This is a genomic window from Nocardia sp. NPDC050175 (assembly GCF_044459885.1).
GTDB lineage: Bacteria > Actinomycetota > Actinomycetes > Mycobacteriales > Mycobacteriaceae > Nocardia.
Window position 1 is genome coordinate 15,064 of record NZ_JBITJI010000002.1, and the last position, 17,121, is coordinate 32,184.

The following is a 17,121-nucleotide window of genomic DNA, read 5'->3' on the forward strand; positions in this document are numbered from 1 at the left end:
AGGCGCGGGTAAGCGCCTCGACGGGAGGGCATTTATGCAGGTCAGAAATGTTTGCGACGCACGTCACTGTTCGCCGGTATTCTGCGATTCATCATGCTGATTCGACTTCTGCGCACCTATCTGTACCCCTACCGCGCCCAGCTGGCGGGGGTCGTTGTGCTGCAGTTGATCTCGGTGATCGCGATGCTGTATCTGCCGAGTCTCAACGCCGATCTGATCAACAACGGCGTCACCAAGGGCGATATCGGATATATCTGGAGCACCGGTCTACGGATGCTCGCGGTCACCTTTGTCCAGATCGTCAGCTCGGGCTGCTCGGTCTACCTCGGCGCGCAGGCGGCGATGAGCGCGGGCCGCGATATGCGGGGCGCGCTGCTGCACCGAGTCGGCACCTTCTCCGCGCGCGAGGTCGGCATGTTCGGCGCGCCGTCGCTGATCACCCGCAATACCAACGACATTCAGCAGGTGCAGCTGCTCATCGCGATGTCGGCGACCATCCTGGTGATGGCGCCGATCATGTGCATCGGCGGCATCATCATGGCGTTGCGCGAAGACCTCGGCCTGTCCTGGCTGCTGCTCATCGCGGTGCCGGTGCTCGGGCTGTCGATGGGCTGGATCATCAGCAGGATGGTGCCCGGGTTCCGGGACATGCAGACCAGGATCGACGAGGTGAACCGGGTACTGCGCGAGCAGATCACCGGTATCCGCGTCGTCCGTGCCTTCGTCCGGGAACGCCAGGAAACCTGGCGCTTCGGCGTCGCGAACACGGAGCTGACCGATACCGCGTTGCGCGTCGGCAGGCTGATGGCGCTGATGTTCCCGCTGGTCATGCTGATCAGCAATGTCACTGCGGTGGCGGTGATCTGGTTCGGCGGGCACGCCGTCGACGGGGGCACCATGCAGATCGGCTCGCTCACCGCGATGCTGTCCTACATCATGCAGATCCTGATGGCCGTGATGATGGCCTCGTTCCTGGCCATGATGGCGCCGCGCGCCGCGGTCTCCGCCGAACGGATCGGGGAGGTGCTGGAGACCGAGTCCTCGGTCGTGCCGCCGCCGCTGCCGCAGCCGTTCAAGGGCGACCCGGCCGAGGTCGACTTCCAATTCGCCGAGTTCGCGTACCCCGGCGCGGAGAAGCCGGTGCTGAAAGCCATTCGGTTCCAGGTACAGCCGGGCACCACCACCGCGATCGTCGGCTCCACCGGTTCGGGCAAGACCACGCTGCTCAATCTCATTCCGCGGCTGATGGACGTCACCGACGGCGCGGTATACCTGGGCGGCACCGACGTCCGGCACATCGACCTCGAGGTGCTGCGCGCACAGATCGGCCTGATCCCGCAGAAGGCGTACCTGTTCTCCGGGACGGTCGCCAGCAACCTGCGCTACGGCAATCCGGACGCCACCGACGAGGAACTCTGGCGGGCGCTGGAGATCGCGCAGGCCGACGACTTCGTCCGAGAGATGGCGCAGGGCTTGGAAACTCCGGTCGCCCAGGGCGGCACCACCGTCTCCGGTGGCCAGCGCCAGCGGCTCGCCATCGCGCGGGCACTGGTGAAGCAGCCGAGGGTCTACCTGTTCGACGACTCGTTCTCCGCGCTCGACCAGGCGACCGACGCCAGGCTGCGCGACGCGCTGCGGCCGGTGACCGGTGACGCCTCGGTAATCATTGTGGCGCAACGGATTACCACGATCCGCGACGCTGACCAGATCGTGGTGCTCGAGGACGGCGAGATGGCCGGAATCGGCACGCACGAACAACTGATGCGTGACTGCAAGGAATACCAGGAAATCGTGTCATCCCAGCTGAGCGCGGAGGAGGTGCGATGAGGCCAGGAATGCCTGCCCCCGGTGCGCCGGATGCCAAGGCGAAGTCGTTCGGCCCGTCGCTGAAGCGGCTGCTGCACCGGCTCGCACCGGAGAAGAAGCTCGTCTGGCTCGTCATGCTGCTCGCCATCACCTCGGTGGTGCTGAACACGCTCGGTCCATACATGCTCGGCAGGGCGACCAACCTGGTCTTCGACGGCTTCGTCGGCAAGCACCAGCTGCGGTTCCCGCCGGGGACCACCAAGGATCAGGCGATCGACTACCTGCGGGCCAGCGGCAACAACACCTTTGCCGACATGGTCGGCGCCATGGACGTCACCCCCGGCGTCGGCATCGACTTCACCGCTGTCGGCCATGTGCTCCTGCTGGTGCTCGCGCTCTACATCGGCGCCTCGGTGTTCGGCTGGTTGCAGGCCTTCCTGCTCAACATGGTGATCAACCGGACGGTCAAGCGGCTGCGCGGCGAAATCGAGGACAAGATCCATCGACTTCCGTTGCGCTACTTCGATTCCCAGCCGCGCGGTGACGTGCTGAGCCGGGTCACCAACGACGTCGACAACGTGTCGCAGAGCCTGCAGCAGACGATGAGTCAGCTGATCGTCTCGGTGTTCACGGTGCTCGGCATCCTGGTGATGATGTTCTGGATCTCGCCGCTGCTCGCGCTGATCGCCCTGCTCACCGTGCCCGCCGCGATCGTGGTCACCGCGCTGATCGCGAAACGCTCCAAGCCGCACTTCGTGGACCAGTGGAAGCACACCGGTCTGGTGAACGCGCAGGTCGAGGAGGCCTACACCGGGCACGAGATCGTCACCGCGTTCGGCCGCAACCAGGAGGTCGGCGCCGAGTTCGACAAGCGCAACGAGGAGCTCTACCAGTCGAGCTTCAAGGCGCAGTTCATCTCCGGGCTGATCATGCCCGCCATCATGTTCCTCGGGAACGTGAACTTCGTGCTGGTGGCGCTGGTCGGCGGCCTGCGGGTCGCGACGGGTCAGCTCTCGCTCGGCGAGGTGCAGGCGTTCATCCAGTACTCGCGTCAGTTCAGCCAGCCGCTCACCCAGATCGGCGCGATGGCCAACCTGCTGCAGTCCGGCGTCGCCTCGGCCGAGCGGATCTTCGAGATCCTCGACGCCGAGGAGCAGAGCCCGGATCCGATCGCGGCCGATACCCGCCCGGTCGACCGCGGCGAGGTCGAGTTCGAGGGCATCTCCTTCCGCTACGAGGAGGAGAAGCCGGTGATCGAGCGGCTGTCGTTGATCGCCGAGCCCGGCCACGTGGTCGCGATCGTCGGTCCCACCGGCGCGGGCAAGACCACGCTGGTGAATCTGCTGATGCGGTTCTACGAGCTGGACTCCGGCGCCATCACCATCGACGGTGTCGACATCACCCGGATCAGCCGCGACAACCTGCGCTCCCGCATCGGCATGGTGCTGCAGGACACCTGGTTGTTCAAGGGCACCATCCGGGAGAACATCGCCTACGGCAACCCGAACGCCGGCGAGGAAGACATCCTCGCCGCCGCGCGGGCCGCCTATGTGGACCGTTTCGTGCACGCGCTGCCCGACGGCTACGACACGGTCATCGACGAGGAAGGCTCCGGCGTCAGCGCCGGGGAGAAGCAGCTGATCACCATCGCCAGGGCGTTCCTGGCGAAGCCGTCCATCCTGATCCTGGACGAGGCGACCAGCTCGGTGGACACTCGCACCGAACTGCTGGTGCAGCACGCGACCGCGGCCCTGCGCCGCGACCGCACCAGCTTCGTCATCGCGCACCGCCTGTCCACCATCCGCGACGCCGACCTGATCGTCGTCATGGAGGCGGGCCGCATCGTCGAGCACGGCACCCACGAACGCCTGCTCGAGGAACGCGGCGCCTACTACCGCCTGTACAACGCCCAGTTCGCGGCGGCCTCGGCCGACGTATAGCGCTCGACCAAGGGCCGCTTCGCCGTTCGCCACGGCGGGGCGGCCTTTGTCGTGCCTGCGGTGGGGGCTGTCGTGCCTGCGGCGGGGGCCGACATCGCGGCCGATTCCGTGCTGGGAGGATGTTCGGGTGTCAGACCCTGGTTCCTTCTCGTTCACCGTCGGTAACCGCCTCGACGGGCGGCACGGCCGATCAGGTGTGATCAACACTCCGCACGGCTCGATCGCCACGCCCGCGTTCATTCCGGTGGGCACCAAGGCGACGGTGAAGGCGGTGCTGCCGGAGACGATGAAAGAGATCGGCGCGCAGGCACTGCTGGCCAATGCCTACCACCTCTACCTGCAGCCGGGTTCCGACATCGTGGACGAGGCGGGCGGGCTCGGCACGTTCATGAACTGGCCGGGGCCGACCTTCACCGACAGCGGCGGCTTCCAGGTGATGTCGCTGGGCGTCGGCTTCAAGAAGGTGCTCGCCATGGAGGCGGTCGACGTACGCAGCGACGACGTGATCGCGAAGGGTAAGGAGCGCCTGGCCACCGTCGACGACGACGGCGTCACCTTCCGCTCGCACCTGGACGGCTCGAAGCACCGGTTCACCCCCGAGGTGTCCATGGGCATCCAGCACCAGCTCGGGGCCGACATCATGTTCGCCTTCGACGAGCTCACCACCCTGCTCAATACCCGCGGCTACCAAGAGAAGTCACTGCAGCGCACGCACGAGTGGGCGCAGCGCTGCCTCGACGAACACGAGCGCCTGACCGCCGCCCGCACGCACCGCCCGTACCAGGCGCTTTTCGGCGTGATCCAGGGCGCGCAGTATGAAGACCTGCGGCGCAAGGCCTGTCGCGGCCTGGAATCGCTGCGCGGCAGCGAGGGCACGAGTTTCGACGGTTACGGCATCGGCGGCGCGCTGGAAAAGAGCAACCTCGGCACCATCGTCGGCTGGTGCTGCGACGAACTGTCCGAGGACAAGCCACGGCACATGCTCGGCATCAGCGAGCCGGAGGACATCTTCACCGCGGTGGAGCACGGCGCGGACACCTTCGACTGCGTGAACCCGTCCCGGGTCGCCCGCAATGCCGCCATCTATGTCGCCGAGGGCCGATTCAACATCAACACCAGTCGTTTCCGGCGCGACTTCACCCCGATCGACGACACCTGCGACTGCTACACCTGCGCCAACTACACCCGCGCCTACCTGCACCATCTGTTCAAGGCCAAGGAAATCCTCGCGGCAACGCTGTGCACAATCCACAACGAGCGCTACACCATTCGGCTGGTCGACCGTATTCGCGCGAGCATCGAGGGCGGCTATTTCGATGAGCACAAGGCCGAGACGCTCGGTCGCTGGAAGGGCCGAGTTCCGACCCCGTGAACCGGTGGCCCCGAACTCCACCGCGTGGAGTTCGGTGGCCGCCAACATCTTTCAGCTCAGTAGCGCGGGTTCTTTGCTCGGTGCGTAGGTCGGCTCGTTCTTCTTGAGCCAGGCGATCACCCGGTAGGTGATCGGCAGCACGATGACCTCCGCGAGCGTCTTCCACACGAAGCCGACGATCACGTAGTTCACGAACTGGCCCCACGAGTCGATGCCGATGGCGGTGGCCGCGATCGAACAGAAGATCAGCGTGTCACCGAACTCGCCGACCACGGTGGAGCCGATCAGTCGCGCCCACAGGTGCTTTTCCTTGGTCCGTTCCTTGATCAGCACCAGCGTCGCGGAGTTCAGCATCTCACCGACGAAATAGCCGGCCAGCCCGGCCGCGACCAGCTGCGGCGTGGTGCCGATGACGGTGCGGAACGCGTCCTGGTTCTCGTAGAACGTCGCAGGGGGCAACTCGATAGCGATCTTGAAGCAGACCACCACCAGCAGCAGGATGCCGAAGCCGTAGTAGATGGCCCGGCGGGCGGACTTGAAGCCGTAGATCTCGCTCAGCACGTCGCCGATGATGTAGGCCAGCGGGAAAAGGAACCAGGCGCCGTCGGTGCTGATCGGCAGCACCTCCACCGGCCCTATCTTCACCGAGTGGTCGGTGAAGAACTGCACGCCCTTGGTCGCACAGATGTTAGAGATGATCAGCGTTGCCGTGAACAACGCCACGATCGGTGTGTAGTACCCCCGCGCCACCTGGGCGAATGCCGCATGGTCGGGCGCGGGGTGCCCAGATTCGGGCGCTTCGGTTTTATTCGGCTCACTCACCCGCATCATCCAACCAGGTTGTGGAATACCCTGTAGCAATGACGAATCCCGGCGATTCCGACGAATGGTGGAAACAGTACGGCGGCCAAGGCGTATCGCCGGAATCCGGTGCGCAGAGCTCGGTTCCGCAATACCCGAACGCTGAACAGCCATCGGGGTATCCGTCGGCGCCGCAGTACCCGCAGCAACCCGCCCAGCCCATGACCCCGCCGCCGCAACAGCAGTACCCGGGCTACCAGCAGCCGCAGCAGGCATATGGGCAGCAACAGCCGCAGCAACCCTACGGCCAGCCGCAGCAACCGTACGGTCAGCAGCCGAACTACGGTTACCAGCCCGCCTACCAGCCGTACGGGCTGCCGCAGCAGCAGGGCACCAACGGCATGGCGATCGGCGCGCTGATCGCCTCGCTCGCCGGATTCATCACCTGCGGCATCGGCTCGATCGTCGGCATCATCCTCGGCGTCATCGCCTTGAACCAGGTCAAGCAGAGCGGCCAAGAGGGCAAGGGCATGGCGCTGGCCGGCATCTGGATCGGCGTCGGCGCCATCGTGATCGCCATCCTCTGGTTCGCCGTCGTGCTCATCGCCGGAACCACTTAGTCTCGACCGCACCAAAACGTCAGGGGCGCACCCGATAACGGGTGCGCCCCTGCGCGTGTTTTCAGCCGATCGGCGTCAGGACTTGACGACCTGCGTGCCACCGGCGAACTTGTCGTGCCAACCCTGCTTGTTCGGGTCCTGCGAGATGGTGATCATGATGTAGATCGCGAGCCCCAGCGAGACCAGGCCACCGACGCACGGAATGATGTTCGCCGCGACGAAGATGTTGCGCTTCAGCGAGGTGACCGGCTCGATCTTGGCCGCGCCGCCGGGCGCGAGGACCTTCAGGCCGAGCACCTTCTTGCCGATGGTGGTCCCCTGCGAGGTCTCCATGCCGACGAAGTAGGCGAGCTGCACCAGGGTCCAGACCAGGCCGAGGCCGATGGCCAGCCCGAGGCTGTTCTTCACCAGGAAGTAGATGATGAGGTAGGGGATGTAGAGGATGAGTGCGTCGATGACGCGCGCACCGATGCGGGTGCCGAGGTCACCCGGCTGCCCACCGTACTGGTTGAAGCCGCCCGGCTGCTGCGGGTACTGGCCGTACTGATCCTGCTGGCCGTACTGCGGCGCCTGACCGTACTGCGGCTGCTGGCCGTATTGCGGCGGCTGCTGCCCGTACTGCGGCGGCTGCTGGCCGTACTGTCCGCCCTGGGGGAACTGTTGGCCGCCCTGCGGGAATTGCTGACCGCCTTGCGGATGTTGCTGGCCGCCTTGCGGGTACGGCTGCCCATACGGCTGCCCGCCCTGCGGATATTGGTTGGGGTCGTACCCACCGCTTGTCATAGTTTGTCCTCGTCGAGTGATCAGTAGTTGGACGAATGCGTACGTTACGGACATCGACTGCGTTGCAACAACCCATTCCCGTCGAGTATCCACGGTTCGTGTGGCAGATGTGCCGGGTCGAAGCTGTCGAGCAGTTCCGCCGCCGAGGTGGCCGGGTAGCCGAGCGAGTGGGCCAGTACGGCCACTACCTGGTCGGGCGTGTTGCCGAGCGCGCGTTGATCGGCCAGCGTGACCGCGCCGTCGCGCTTAGCCAGACGTTGTCCTTCGGCATTGAGTACCAGCGGAACATGGGCGTAGTGCGGCACCGGAAGATCGAGCAGCGTCGCGAGATAGGCCTGACGCGGGGTGGACGGTAGCAGGTCGTCGCCGCGCACCACCTGATCGATGCCCTGCGCCGCGTCGTCGACCACGACCGCGAGGTTATAGGCCGGGACGCCGTCCGCGCGCCGCAGCACCACGTCGTCCACGGGTGCCCGGTAGCGTCCGTGCAGGTCGTCGACGATCTCGAATTCGGTTGCCGCCGCCCGTAAGCGCAGCGCCGCTGGACGTCCTTCCTCGCGAAACCTGGTGCGCGCCTGTTCGGTCAGGGTGCGACAGGTGCCCGGATAGGCGCCGAGCGGACCGTGTGGCGCCGTCGCCGCCTGCTGGATTTCCTTTCGCGTGCAGAAGCATTCGTAGGTGAGTCCGGCGGCGGTGAGTCGATCGATCGCGTCCTGGTAGTACGGGAGACGCTCGGACTGCCGGACCACCGGGCCATCCCAGTCGAGTCCGATCGCGGCGAGATCGTCGAGCTGTCGTTGCTCGGCGCCCGCCCGCACCCGGTCCAGGTCCTCGACCCGGAGCAGGAAGCGCCGACCGGTCGAGCGGGCGAACGCCCAGGCGAGCAGCGCCGTGCGCAGGTTGCCCAGGTGCAGATCACCGGACGGGCTCGGCGCGTACCGGCCCGCACCCAGCTCAGGCACGGGCCCGGCCCGGGCGCGATGACGTGAACACGGTGCCCATCGTAGATATCAGCCGCGCAGCTGCGGCATCAGCTCCGTCGGCGCGATCGGTGTCTGCGCGTCCAGCGCGTCGAGCAGGGCCTGCGAGTGGGCGATCAGGCCCGCGCGGTCGATGCCGTAGGTGTCCGCGCCGTCCTCGGGCCGGTACTCGGTCAGCCGGGTGATCGCGCGGGTGAGCAGGGTGCGCGCGCCCTTGGGATTACCGCGCTGGATGTGTGTGACACCGACAGCAAGTTGGGCAAGGGCCTGCCACAGCATCCGTTCGGCGAACGGTCCGTTCTTCCACGCGGCCTCTAATACCTCGTGCGCGTTGAATGCCAAACCGTCGTCCAGCAGTTGCTGAGCGAAGGTGAGCGTTTGCTCCGGCGGCAGGTCCAGATCGTCGGGAATTCGGGCAACTCCGGCACTACCGGGTGGCATCGGGCGGCCCAATCGGTCACGCGGACGAGAGTTAAGGGCGCGACCTGCGTCGTCGCGATCGCGGTCAACCATGACTTCCATCATGCCCGCACCCGGCGGTGGCGTCGATGAGCCAGTGTCCACAGAAAGAAACTATGACGGATCACGGAGCAATCACATCGGCCGAAATGTTTGCGGAAGTCCGATCAGAGGAATGGTCAATACCCGCTGGCAATGTTTCCGCAACATTTCATCTTCGCAAACTTGGCAGTTGCGATGTTTCAATAAGCAAGAGATGGGCAAACTTTCGATAGACCTGCTAGTGTTTATCGCGCGGGGGCAACCTCGCGGGGTGTATTCACTCCGACGTACAGTGCGATAACGACGCACCGTTGAGTTGCGCGCTTCTAGCAGGCGCACAGGGGATTCGGCGTTGGTTGGCCGGGTGCCGGTGCTAGTTAGAACGATGTCAGAAGAAATCTCGTTCTCGACGCAGCAAAGGAGCTAGTGCCGTGGAGGTTGATTTGACGGATGCTGTGTGGCGCAAGAGCACATACAGCGGCCCCGATGGGAACTGTGTGGAAGTCGCCTTTCTAGTCGACGGCAAAATCGCGGTCCGTGACACCAAGGACAACGGATATGGCCCGGTGCTCGCGTTTGCCCCGGGGCAGTGGGACACATTCCTAACTGGAGTGGCGCAGGGGGAGTTCGGCTGCGCCTGATAGCAACAGGTCGTCTGAACAGGCACTACGGGCCCCGGGTCGGCACGGACTCGGGGCCGCGCAATATTCGGGCATCGGATTTCCGGCGTCCGAATACTTGCATGTCGCCGATAAAGCACGCCGGTCAGCTATTGGTCGTCGACTAACGCGCACTGCCGTTGCCGCCCGCGCCGTTCCGGCTATCGCGTTCCTGGTAATTCCGCAGCACCGCGAGCTGGCGCCGTTCCTCGTTGTGGTCGGCCTCGTGATTGCGCTCGGATTCCTCCGACGGATCGGCCCGGAAGAAGCTGCCGGTCCCCGGCTTGCCCGCCAAGCCGAGCTTGCTCATCTTCTTCGGCACCGGCGCGCCCTGGTACTCCAGCGGGATCGGATGGCCGTGGTCGTCCACCGGGCCGAGCGGCTGATGCAGCTCGATGTACTCACCGTCCGGCAGCCGCCTGATCACGCCGGTCTCGACGCCGTGCTCGAGCACGGCGCGGTCGCCGCGCTGCAGGCCGAGGCAGATCCGATACGCCACGAAGTAGGCCAGCGGCGGCAGCAGCAGGATGCCGATCCGTCCGGTCCAGGTCGTCGCGTTCAACGAGATGTTGAACTTGTAGGCGACGATGTCGTTCACGCACGACAGGGTGAGCACGACGTAGAACGCGATCGACATCGCACCGATCGCGGTGCGCACCGGCACGTCCCGCGGGCGTTGCAGCAGGTTGTGATTCACGGCGGAGTCGCCGGTCAGCCGTTTCTCGATCCACGGGTAGGTGATCAGCGCCGTGAACACCAAGCCCATGATCAGCGCGCCCCACACCGGGGCGGGCACCGTGTAGCGGCCCAGATATAGCTCCCACGGTGGGATGAGGCGCATCATGCCGTCGGTCCACATCATGTAGAAGTCCGGCTGCGAACCCGCGGAGATCTGAGAGGGGTTGTACGGACCCATGTTCCAGATCGGGTTGATCTCCAGCAGGCCGCCCATGATGGCGACGATGCCGAGGGTGAACGCGAAGAACGAGCCCTGATCCAGCGAGAACACCGGCACGATGCGCGCGCCGACCACGTTGTTCTCGGTGCGGCCCGGACCGGGGAACTGGGTGTGCTTCTGATACCAGACCAGCGCGACGTGCGCCGCGATCAGCGCGAGCATGATGCCGGGGAACAGCAGCACATGCGCGATGAACAGGCGCGGAATGATGATGGTGCCCGGATAGTCGCCGCCGAACATCAGCCAGTGCATCCAGGTGCCGACGATCGGTATGCCGAGCGTGATGGACGAGAACGCGGCCCGCAGGCCGGTACCCGAGAGCAGATCGTCGGGCAGCGAGTAGCCGAAGTAGCCCTCGAACATCGCCAGGATCAGCAGCAGCGAGCCGATCACCCAGTTCGCCTCGCGCGGCTTGCGGAACGCGCCGGTGAAGAACACCCGGAACAGGTGCACGATGATCGACGCCGCGAAAAGCAAGGCGGCCCAATGGTGTACCTGCCGCACGAACAACCCGCCACGCACCTCGAACGAGATGTTCAGCGCCGTCTCGTAGGCCCGCGACATGGTGACGCCGCGTAACGGCTGGTAGGCGCCGTTGTAGACCACCTCGGTCATCGATGGGTCGAAGAACAGGGTCAGATACACGCCGGACAGCAACAGGATGATGAAGCTGTACAGCGCGATCTCGCCGAGGAGAAACGACCAGTGCGTCGGAAAGACCTTGTTGATCGACCGCTTGAGAAAGTTCGCGGCCTGATATCGCTCGTCGGCGGAATTCGCCTGCGCGCTGACCTTGCGACCGAGTTGAGTTGCCATGGTCGACACCCCGCCCCTGGGAGAGTGGTATGCGTTCTACTACAGACGGTAGCAGGTGGATCCGGTGGAATCGATAGGTTTTGCTCGATCTGCTTGCGGAACAAGATCATTCAGCCGATGTCGGGCCAGTTCGGTCTGCGCCGCAGGCGGTGCTGCCCGGCGCTCGAGTGGCGCGGGCTGACGGGTTCGATACTGTCGGGTAGTGGGTTCGATGGCGGCGCAGGACGCGACGATGTACTGGCTGTCGGCCCGTACCCGCAACGACCTGTTTCTGCTGTACTGCTTCACCGATACCGGGCGTCCCACTGCGGACCTGCGCACCTTCGTCGCCGAACGTAGCGCGCGGATCGCCGATCTGCGGGTCCGAGCGCGTGTCGTGCCGGGCGATCTCGATTACCCGTCATGGGTGCGGTGCGAGTTCGCCGCCGACCAGCTCGTTGAGCATGTGCTGGCAGAACCGGATTGGGCGCATCTGCAGGCGGCGCTCGGCGAAGTGCTCGACACCGGGGTGGATGCGGCCGTGCGGCCGTGGCGATTGCACGTGTTCCGTGGCATCGTCGACGCGCCTGGGCAGAACCGCGCGGGGCCGGTGCTCGTCGCGGTTCTGCAGATGTCGCACGCACTCGCGGACGGTCGGCGCGCCGCCGAGATCGCGCGGGCGTTGTTCGCCGAGGCGGAGCCGGAGGACGAAGCAGCCCCGAATTCTGTTGGGTGGTCGATCAGATCGGCGACTTCCGCGCCGGTGGATGCGGTGCTGGCGTTGCCGCAGCTGCCGATTCGTTTGGTTCGGACCGCTCTCCGTGGTTACCAGGCGTTTCGAGCTCAGCAGAAGCTCGCGGAGCTGACCGAGGCGGGCAGTCTGCCGTCGCCTGGGCCGGACTTCCCGCCAAGCCTGGTTAATCAGGCGGCAACGGAAGCTGATTCGGCACATCAAGTACGAATGATTGTGTGCGACTCGGCAGCTTTGCGAGTTCCCGGGCGCACGGTGACCGTTGTCGTGCTGACCGCTGTGTCGCTTGCACTTGGGCGCTATCTCGATGGGCGGGGTGGGGCAGTGGAGCGGCTCGGTGCGCAGGTGCCCATGGCGCTGTCCGATACCGCAATGTCCAACGCGCGCAACAACTATCGAAGCCTCAGCGTCGATCTCCGCATCGATGAACCCGATCTCCGACGTCGTGCCGACAAGATCGCGACGGCGATGGCCGACCGGCGGATGCGCGCACAGCATCCGCTGCTCGGTGCGCAAGATCGCGTCACCTCCATCGTGCCCGCTCCGCTGCTCCGTCGTGATGTCGACCGGTACCCACTGGCTGCGGTTCCCGACTCCATCGCAGGTCACACCGTTGTTTCCAGCGTGCATCGCGGCCCAGCGAACCTCGTGTTCGGCGGCGGCCGGGTTCGCTTCACCGGTGGCTTCCCGGCGATCGGCTCGGTCATGCGGTTGACCCACGGAGTCCACGGACTCGGGGAGACCGTCACGATCTCACTTCATGCGGATTCTGCGACAATTCCGGATCTCGACGCTTATGCCGAACTGTTGCGCACCGCATTGGACGAGACGTGCCGAGTCTTGAAGTGATTGCGCCACAGTTCAATTCGGATGGCTGGCAAATCTAGCTGTCGGCGGGTTTCTGCCACACCAGTGCGTACCGCCAGTAAACGAGCCGCCGCACCCGTGCCCCGGGAAGTAGCGCGACCGCCTGCTGCCGCACCTGACGAGTAGTCAGCGGCGGATCGAGAACCACCGGCATGGCAGCGTGATTCGGCTCGATGGCATGCCAATCTTTACGGCCGAAGCCGCGCAGACCAGCGAAGACGACCCCGAGAACCCGGTGACCGATCACTGCCAAGATTTCGACCGGCAGTTCCCGCAGCAGGTCCGTGCGCGGCAGCGCCACGACAGCCAGTACCCCGCCTGGCCGCAGCGCGTCGGCCAACACCGGCAACATCCTGTCGAGCGGCAGATGGTGCAGCGTGCTGATCGACACGATCGCGTCGTAGCTCGCCGCGGGCAGTGGCTGCTCCAGCACGTCCCCCAGAATGCAGGTGACATTGTCGGGCGTCGCCTGCTTCGCGGCATCGATCATCACCGGCGACCGATCGATGGCATCCACCTGCTCGACCTGCCGCGCCAGTTCGGCCGCGAACGCGCCGGCCCCACATCCGACGTCCAGCACCCGTGCACACGGCTTCGGCAGTCGTCGCACCAGAAACCGGTGGTAGAAGCTGTTGTGATTCCACTCCAGTCCAGCCATCAATCCCACTTTGCCACAGTATTTCCGGGCATCGACGCCGACCGCACCGCGTCAATCGAGCGCTGATGTCGCCGTCACTGTGTCGCCGCTGACCGTCGATGTGGCCGTCCCGAGCAGCCTGCGCGCCGCCGAATTATCAACCGTGGTCACCGCTACCACCCGCCGCGCACCGATCTCCGCGGCAACCGTCCGCAGTTGCTCGGCAACGGACCGGCCCACACCACGTCCACGATCCGAGCGGCCGATCCATACTCCCGCCTCGAACCCCTCCACGCCCGGCTGCAACCGCGCGGCACCAACCACCCGGCCGCCCACCACGATCAAATAGGTGTACTCGACCGGCGCATCCGCCAACAGTGCCCGCCCGCGATGGAAATCCAGAAACGCCTGCTTACGTTCGGCATTCCACCCCGGCGCACCGTCCACCGGCGGCATCACCTCCAGCGGATCCGCGTCGGCAACCGCCGCATCGAGCAGCAACGCGAGATTGTCCGCCGTCAGCGGCTCGAGTTCGACCGGCTCCGTATTCCTGTGCACACCCCGAGCCTCCTGGAACGGTCATGCCTGGTCAACGGAATTCCTGGCGGCGTTCGGGGGCGGCCCGCCGGGTAAAGCCCAGGCTACGATGGCCGGGTGAACGACCGGCGTGCTCGGAGCGGGGTGGTCACTTTCCCGCCCTGCTCTCGTCATTCCGGCGGAAGTCGGCACCGTGACGGACGAGCCTGCGCGGGCGATCGCTTCGGCTCCCCATCGACAGCGCGCCGGACGTGGTCGGCGACTCGACGTCTGAGAGGACGGGATGCTGCGCGCTGGTGAGGTTTTCGCCGGGTATGTGATCGAGCGTCGGCTGGGTCGCGGCGGAATGGGATCGGTGTATCTCGCGCGGCACCCGCGGCTGCCGCGCCGGATCGCGTTGAAGCTGCTCAGTTCTGGGCTGCAGGCCAACGACGAGATGCGGGCCCGGTTCGAGCGTGAGGCGGAACTGGTCGCGCAGTTGGACCATCCGAATATCGTCGCGGTGTACGACCGCGGCGTCGAGGACGGCATCCGCTGGATCTCGATGCAGTACATCGACGGCATCGATGCCGGCGCCCTCGACCCGCGCGCACTGGACCCGGCTCGCGCGGTGGAGATCATCGCCGAGACCGCGAAGGCCCTCGACTACGCGCACGCCGTCGGCGTCCTGCATCGCGACGTGAAACCGGCCAACATCATGCTGTCCCGCCCAACGGCAGGCCAGGACGAGCGAGTCCTGTTGACGGACTTCGGCATAGCCCGCCTACGCGACGACGCCCACCAGCTGACCCGAACCGGAATGTTCGCCGCCACCTTGGCCTACGCCGCCCCCGAACAACTCTCCGCCACCCCCGTCGACCACCGCTCCGACCAATACGCCCTCGCCTGCACCCTCTTCTGGCTCCTCTCCGGCACCGCCCCCTTCACCGCCGACAGTCCCGCCGCCATGATCGCGGCCCACCTCCAACAACCGCCCCCGCTACTCAGCACCCGCCAACCACACCTGCTACCCGCGCTGGACGCGGTGCTGACAAAGGCATTGGCCAAACGCCCCGCCGACCGCTTCGACTCCTGCACCGAATTCGCCACCGCCGCAAGACAAGCACTATCCGGCGGCGCACACCCGGACCGCCGATCACCAAGCGGTCCAACAACAACCGGCCACGCCCCACCCACCGTGCCGCAGCCATGGGTACCGCCGCGCACAGAACCGGGAGTGCCGGGCGAGTCCGCCCACGGGCAGTCGCCGGATAACCGCCCGCGACAAGCAGAGCCGAATGCGCCTACGTGGCAGTCGGAGTCGGCCGGGTCCGCGCACGCGCCGTCGTCGGATCCGGGCGCGTGGCAGGCGGTGCTGAGTGGCTCGACGCAGGAGGTCGGGTCGAGCGAGCGTGCGCGGCAGGCAGAGTCGGAGTCGGGTGGGCGCGAGCGCGGGTTGGCGTCGGGCGCGCGGACACGGCAGGCGGATCTGAGTGCGTCGGTGCACGGGGCCGGGTCGAGCGAGCGCACGTTATCGGAGGAGCCGAGCCAGCGTGTGCAATGGGCGGAAGATCGTGACGGGTCGCGGGAAGCACTGGTAGCAAGGCATTCTGGCGGGCGAACCGCTCGCACTATCGGGCTTACCGGGGCAGCGCTGGTGGTTGTGGCTGTGATTGTGGCGGGGATCATTTGGGCGAACTCGGGATCCTCTTCGGACACTGCGGCGTCGCCCACCGCATCATCCGGGCCCGGTGCGCCGCACCCCATTGATTGGGTGCGGGCGGTGGCTCCCGGGACTACCGATGCGTCACGGGCCTTCGAGCCGCTGACGCAGATCGATGCCCAGGGCAAGGAGGTTGCGAAACCCAGCGCCGCGTTCGCTGCGGCGGGCGATGGTCAGGCGACCTGCGCGCCTGTAACCATCGCGACGACAGCGGGTGCCACGCATACCGCCGGTGGTGGGGTGAAGTTGGCCCTCGATCAGTTCGCGAAGACGAATCCGGGATGTGCCGTCGCACTGCGGGAATTCGATATCACGGGGGACGCGCAGGCGGCGGCCGGTGTTGCCGCGCAGATCGCGAACGACCCGTCGATCGTCGCACTGGTGGGTCCGGTGTTCTCCACGGAAATCCAAACCGCTGGACAGGTCTTCAGCGATGCGGGGCTCCCGTTCCTGACCCCCTCGGCCACCGATCCCGCGCTGTCCACCAACGGCTGGCACTCCTTCTTCCGCGGGTTGGCCGCCGATGACGTCCAAGGCACCGCACTGGCGAAGTACCTGGTCAACACTTCGCACTTCCGCAGGATCTGCGTCATCCAGGACAAGACCGGTTATGGCAGCAGCCTGGCAGGCAGCGCTGTCTCCAGCCTCGGCTCCGCCGCCGACCCGAAGTGTGCGGCCGCTATCGGCAGGGGCGATCGTGACTTCACCACGGTCACCACCGATATCGCCGCAGCCAAGCCGGACGCGGTCTTCTACTCCGGCTTCGACGAGGAGGCGGCCGCCTTGCTGCAACAGCTGAGACGGGCGGGCGTCACCGTGCCGTTCGTCTCCGCGGAGAGTACCGTCACGCCGGATTTTGTTGCCCAAGCTGGTGATTCGGCAGCGGGCGCGATCATGTCCTGCTCTTGCGGCCCGGTCGTCACTCGGTTCGTCAGTGACTACGAGGCTATCAACGGCCGAGCTCCCGGCCCGAGTGCCGTCGAAGCCTACGACCTCACCACGATCATCCTGAAGGGCATCGCCGCCGGCCGCACGACCCGCGCCGGCCTGGTCAACTACCTGCGTGCCTACGAGGGCACAGGGCTCGCCCGCACCTACCGCTGGTCCACCACAGGCGAACTCGCAACTCCCCAAACCTGGCTCTACAAGGTCAACTAACTCGCACCTGCTCTGCCCGCCGAACGCTGTGCCGATCGATCAACTCCACCACCGAATAGCGACGGTCTATTCGCTGGTAGCACAACATATTTGCGACTCACCGACGGCCGATAACCTGTTGCTGTATCGAGAGAGACTTTCTCGCAATGCTGCTACCGTGGGTGAACCGTCAGCTTCTGGGCGGTTGCCAGGACTAGGGGGATTCGCCGGTGCCACACCCGTCGAAAACACGTGTCCGGCAGGGGCTGTGAGGT

14 protein-coding genes are annotated in these 17,121 nt (G+C 65.8%); 7 read left to right on the forward strand and 7 right to left on the reverse strand.

Going from position 1 to position 17,121, the window contains the following annotated elements; all coding sequences use genetic code 11:
- Window positions 1-93: 93 nt before the first annotated feature.
- From ACIBK2_RS05665 to tgt, 3 genes are all read left to right on the forward strand, one after another.
- Window positions 94-1,827 (forward strand): ABC transporter ATP-binding protein, encoded by a 1,734-nt coding sequence (locus ACIBK2_RS05665; RefSeq protein ID WP_396964112.1) that lies wholly within the window; start codon window positions 94-96, stop codon window positions 1,825-1,827.
- The gene (locus tag ACIBK2_RS05670) at window positions 1,824-3,746 is read left to right on the forward strand and encodes an ABC transporter ATP-binding protein (protein ID WP_396964114.1); all 1,923 of its coding nucleotides are present in this window, start codon (window positions 1,824-1,826) and stop codon (window positions 3,744-3,746) included. Before ACIBK2_RS05665 ends, ACIBK2_RS05670 begins: the two co-directional genes overlap by 4 nt.
- 127 nt (window positions 3,747-3,873) lie before the next feature.
- Entirely contained in the window at window positions 3,874-5,118 is a 1,245-nt protein-coding gene (gene tgt, locus ACIBK2_RS05675; RefSeq protein ID WP_396964116.1) for a tRNA guanosine(34) transglycosylase Tgt, read from the forward strand.
- A 51-nt stretch (window positions 5,119-5,169) separates the two neighbouring features.
- On the opposite strand, the gene ACIBK2_RS05680 is transcribed toward tgt, so the two are convergent.
- Window positions 5,170-5,940 (reverse strand): queuosine precursor transporter, encoded by a 771-nt coding sequence (locus ACIBK2_RS05680; RefSeq protein ID WP_396964118.1) that lies wholly within the window; start codon window positions 5,938-5,940, stop codon window positions 5,170-5,172.
- Window positions 5,941-5,978: 38 nt separating this feature from the next.
- Here ACIBK2_RS05680 and ACIBK2_RS05685 point away from each other — a divergent pair, with 38 nt between their 5' ends.
- Window positions 5,979-6,539, forward strand: a complete 561-nt coding sequence (locus tag ACIBK2_RS05685) for a DUF4190 domain-containing protein (protein ID WP_396964120.1) — start codon at window positions 5,979-5,981, stop codon at window positions 6,537-6,539.
- A 75-nt stretch (window positions 6,540-6,614) separates the two neighbouring features.
- Here the strand turns inward: ACIBK2_RS05685 and ACIBK2_RS05690 are convergent, their stop codons facing one another.
- From ACIBK2_RS05690 to ACIBK2_RS05700, 3 genes are read right to left on the reverse strand one after another with little or no spacing between them, the layout of a single operon-like run.
- Complete coding sequence (locus ACIBK2_RS05690; RefSeq protein ID WP_396964122.1) at window positions 6,615-7,322, reverse strand: RDD family protein; 708 nt, start codon at window positions 7,320-7,322, stop codon at window positions 6,615-6,617.
- Between the two features lie 44 nt (window positions 7,323-7,366).
- Window positions 7,367-8,284: a tRNA glutamyl-Q(34) synthetase GluQRS gene (gluQRS, locus tag ACIBK2_RS05695; protein WP_396964124.1), complete on the reverse strand. Its 918-nt coding sequence runs from the start codon at window positions 8,282-8,284 to the stop codon at window positions 7,367-7,369.
- Between the two features lie 48 nt (window positions 8,285-8,332).
- The gene (locus ACIBK2_RS05700; protein ID WP_396964126.1) at window positions 8,333-8,815 is read right to left on the reverse strand and encodes a DUF309 domain-containing protein; all 483 of its coding nucleotides are present in this window, start codon (window positions 8,813-8,815) and stop codon (window positions 8,333-8,335) included.
- Window positions 8,816-9,234: 419 nt separating this feature from the next.
- On the opposite strand from ACIBK2_RS05700, the gene ACIBK2_RS05705 reads away from it, so the two are divergent.
- Window positions 9,235-9,444 carry a DUF397 domain-containing protein gene (locus tag ACIBK2_RS05705; RefSeq protein WP_396964128.1) on the forward strand — a complete coding sequence of 70 codons (210 nt, stop codon included), beginning with the start codon at window positions 9,235-9,237 and terminating at the stop codon, window positions 9,442-9,444.
- A gap of 142 nt (window positions 9,445-9,586) precedes the next feature.
- Here the strand turns inward: ACIBK2_RS05705 and ACIBK2_RS05710 are convergent, their stop codons facing one another.
- Complete coding sequence (locus ACIBK2_RS05710; RefSeq protein ID WP_396964130.1) at window positions 9,587-11,236, reverse strand: cytochrome bc complex cytochrome b subunit; 1,650 nt, start codon at window positions 11,234-11,236, stop codon at window positions 9,587-9,589.
- Between the two features lie 211 nt (window positions 11,237-11,447).
- Here ACIBK2_RS05710 and ACIBK2_RS05715 point away from each other — a divergent pair, with 211 nt between their 5' ends.
- Window positions 11,448-12,815, forward strand: a complete 1,368-nt coding sequence (locus tag ACIBK2_RS05715) for a WS/DGAT domain-containing protein (protein ID WP_396965816.1) — start codon at window positions 11,448-11,450, stop codon at window positions 12,813-12,815.
- Between the two features lie 34 nt (window positions 12,816-12,849).
- On the opposite strand, the gene ACIBK2_RS05720 is transcribed toward ACIBK2_RS05715, so the two are convergent.
- Together ACIBK2_RS05720 and ACIBK2_RS05725 are read right to left on the reverse strand one after the other, a co-directional pair.
- A complete protein-coding gene (locus tag ACIBK2_RS05720; protein WP_396964132.1) occupies window positions 12,850-13,491 on the reverse strand; it encodes a class I SAM-dependent methyltransferase in 642 nt (213 codons plus the stop codon).
- Between the two features lie 51 nt (window positions 13,492-13,542).
- Window positions 13,543-14,028, reverse strand: a complete 486-nt coding sequence (locus tag ACIBK2_RS05725) for a GNAT family N-acetyltransferase (protein WP_396964134.1) — start codon at window positions 14,026-14,028, stop codon at window positions 13,543-13,545.
- 262 nt (window positions 14,029-14,290) lie between these two features.
- Between ACIBK2_RS05725 and ACIBK2_RS05730 the strand changes: the two genes are divergently transcribed.
- Window positions 14,291-16,867, forward strand: a complete 2,577-nt coding sequence (locus ACIBK2_RS05730) for an ABC transporter substrate-binding protein (RefSeq protein WP_396964136.1) — start codon at window positions 14,291-14,293, stop codon at window positions 16,865-16,867.
- The last annotated feature ends 254 nt before the right edge of the window (window positions 16,868-17,121 follow it).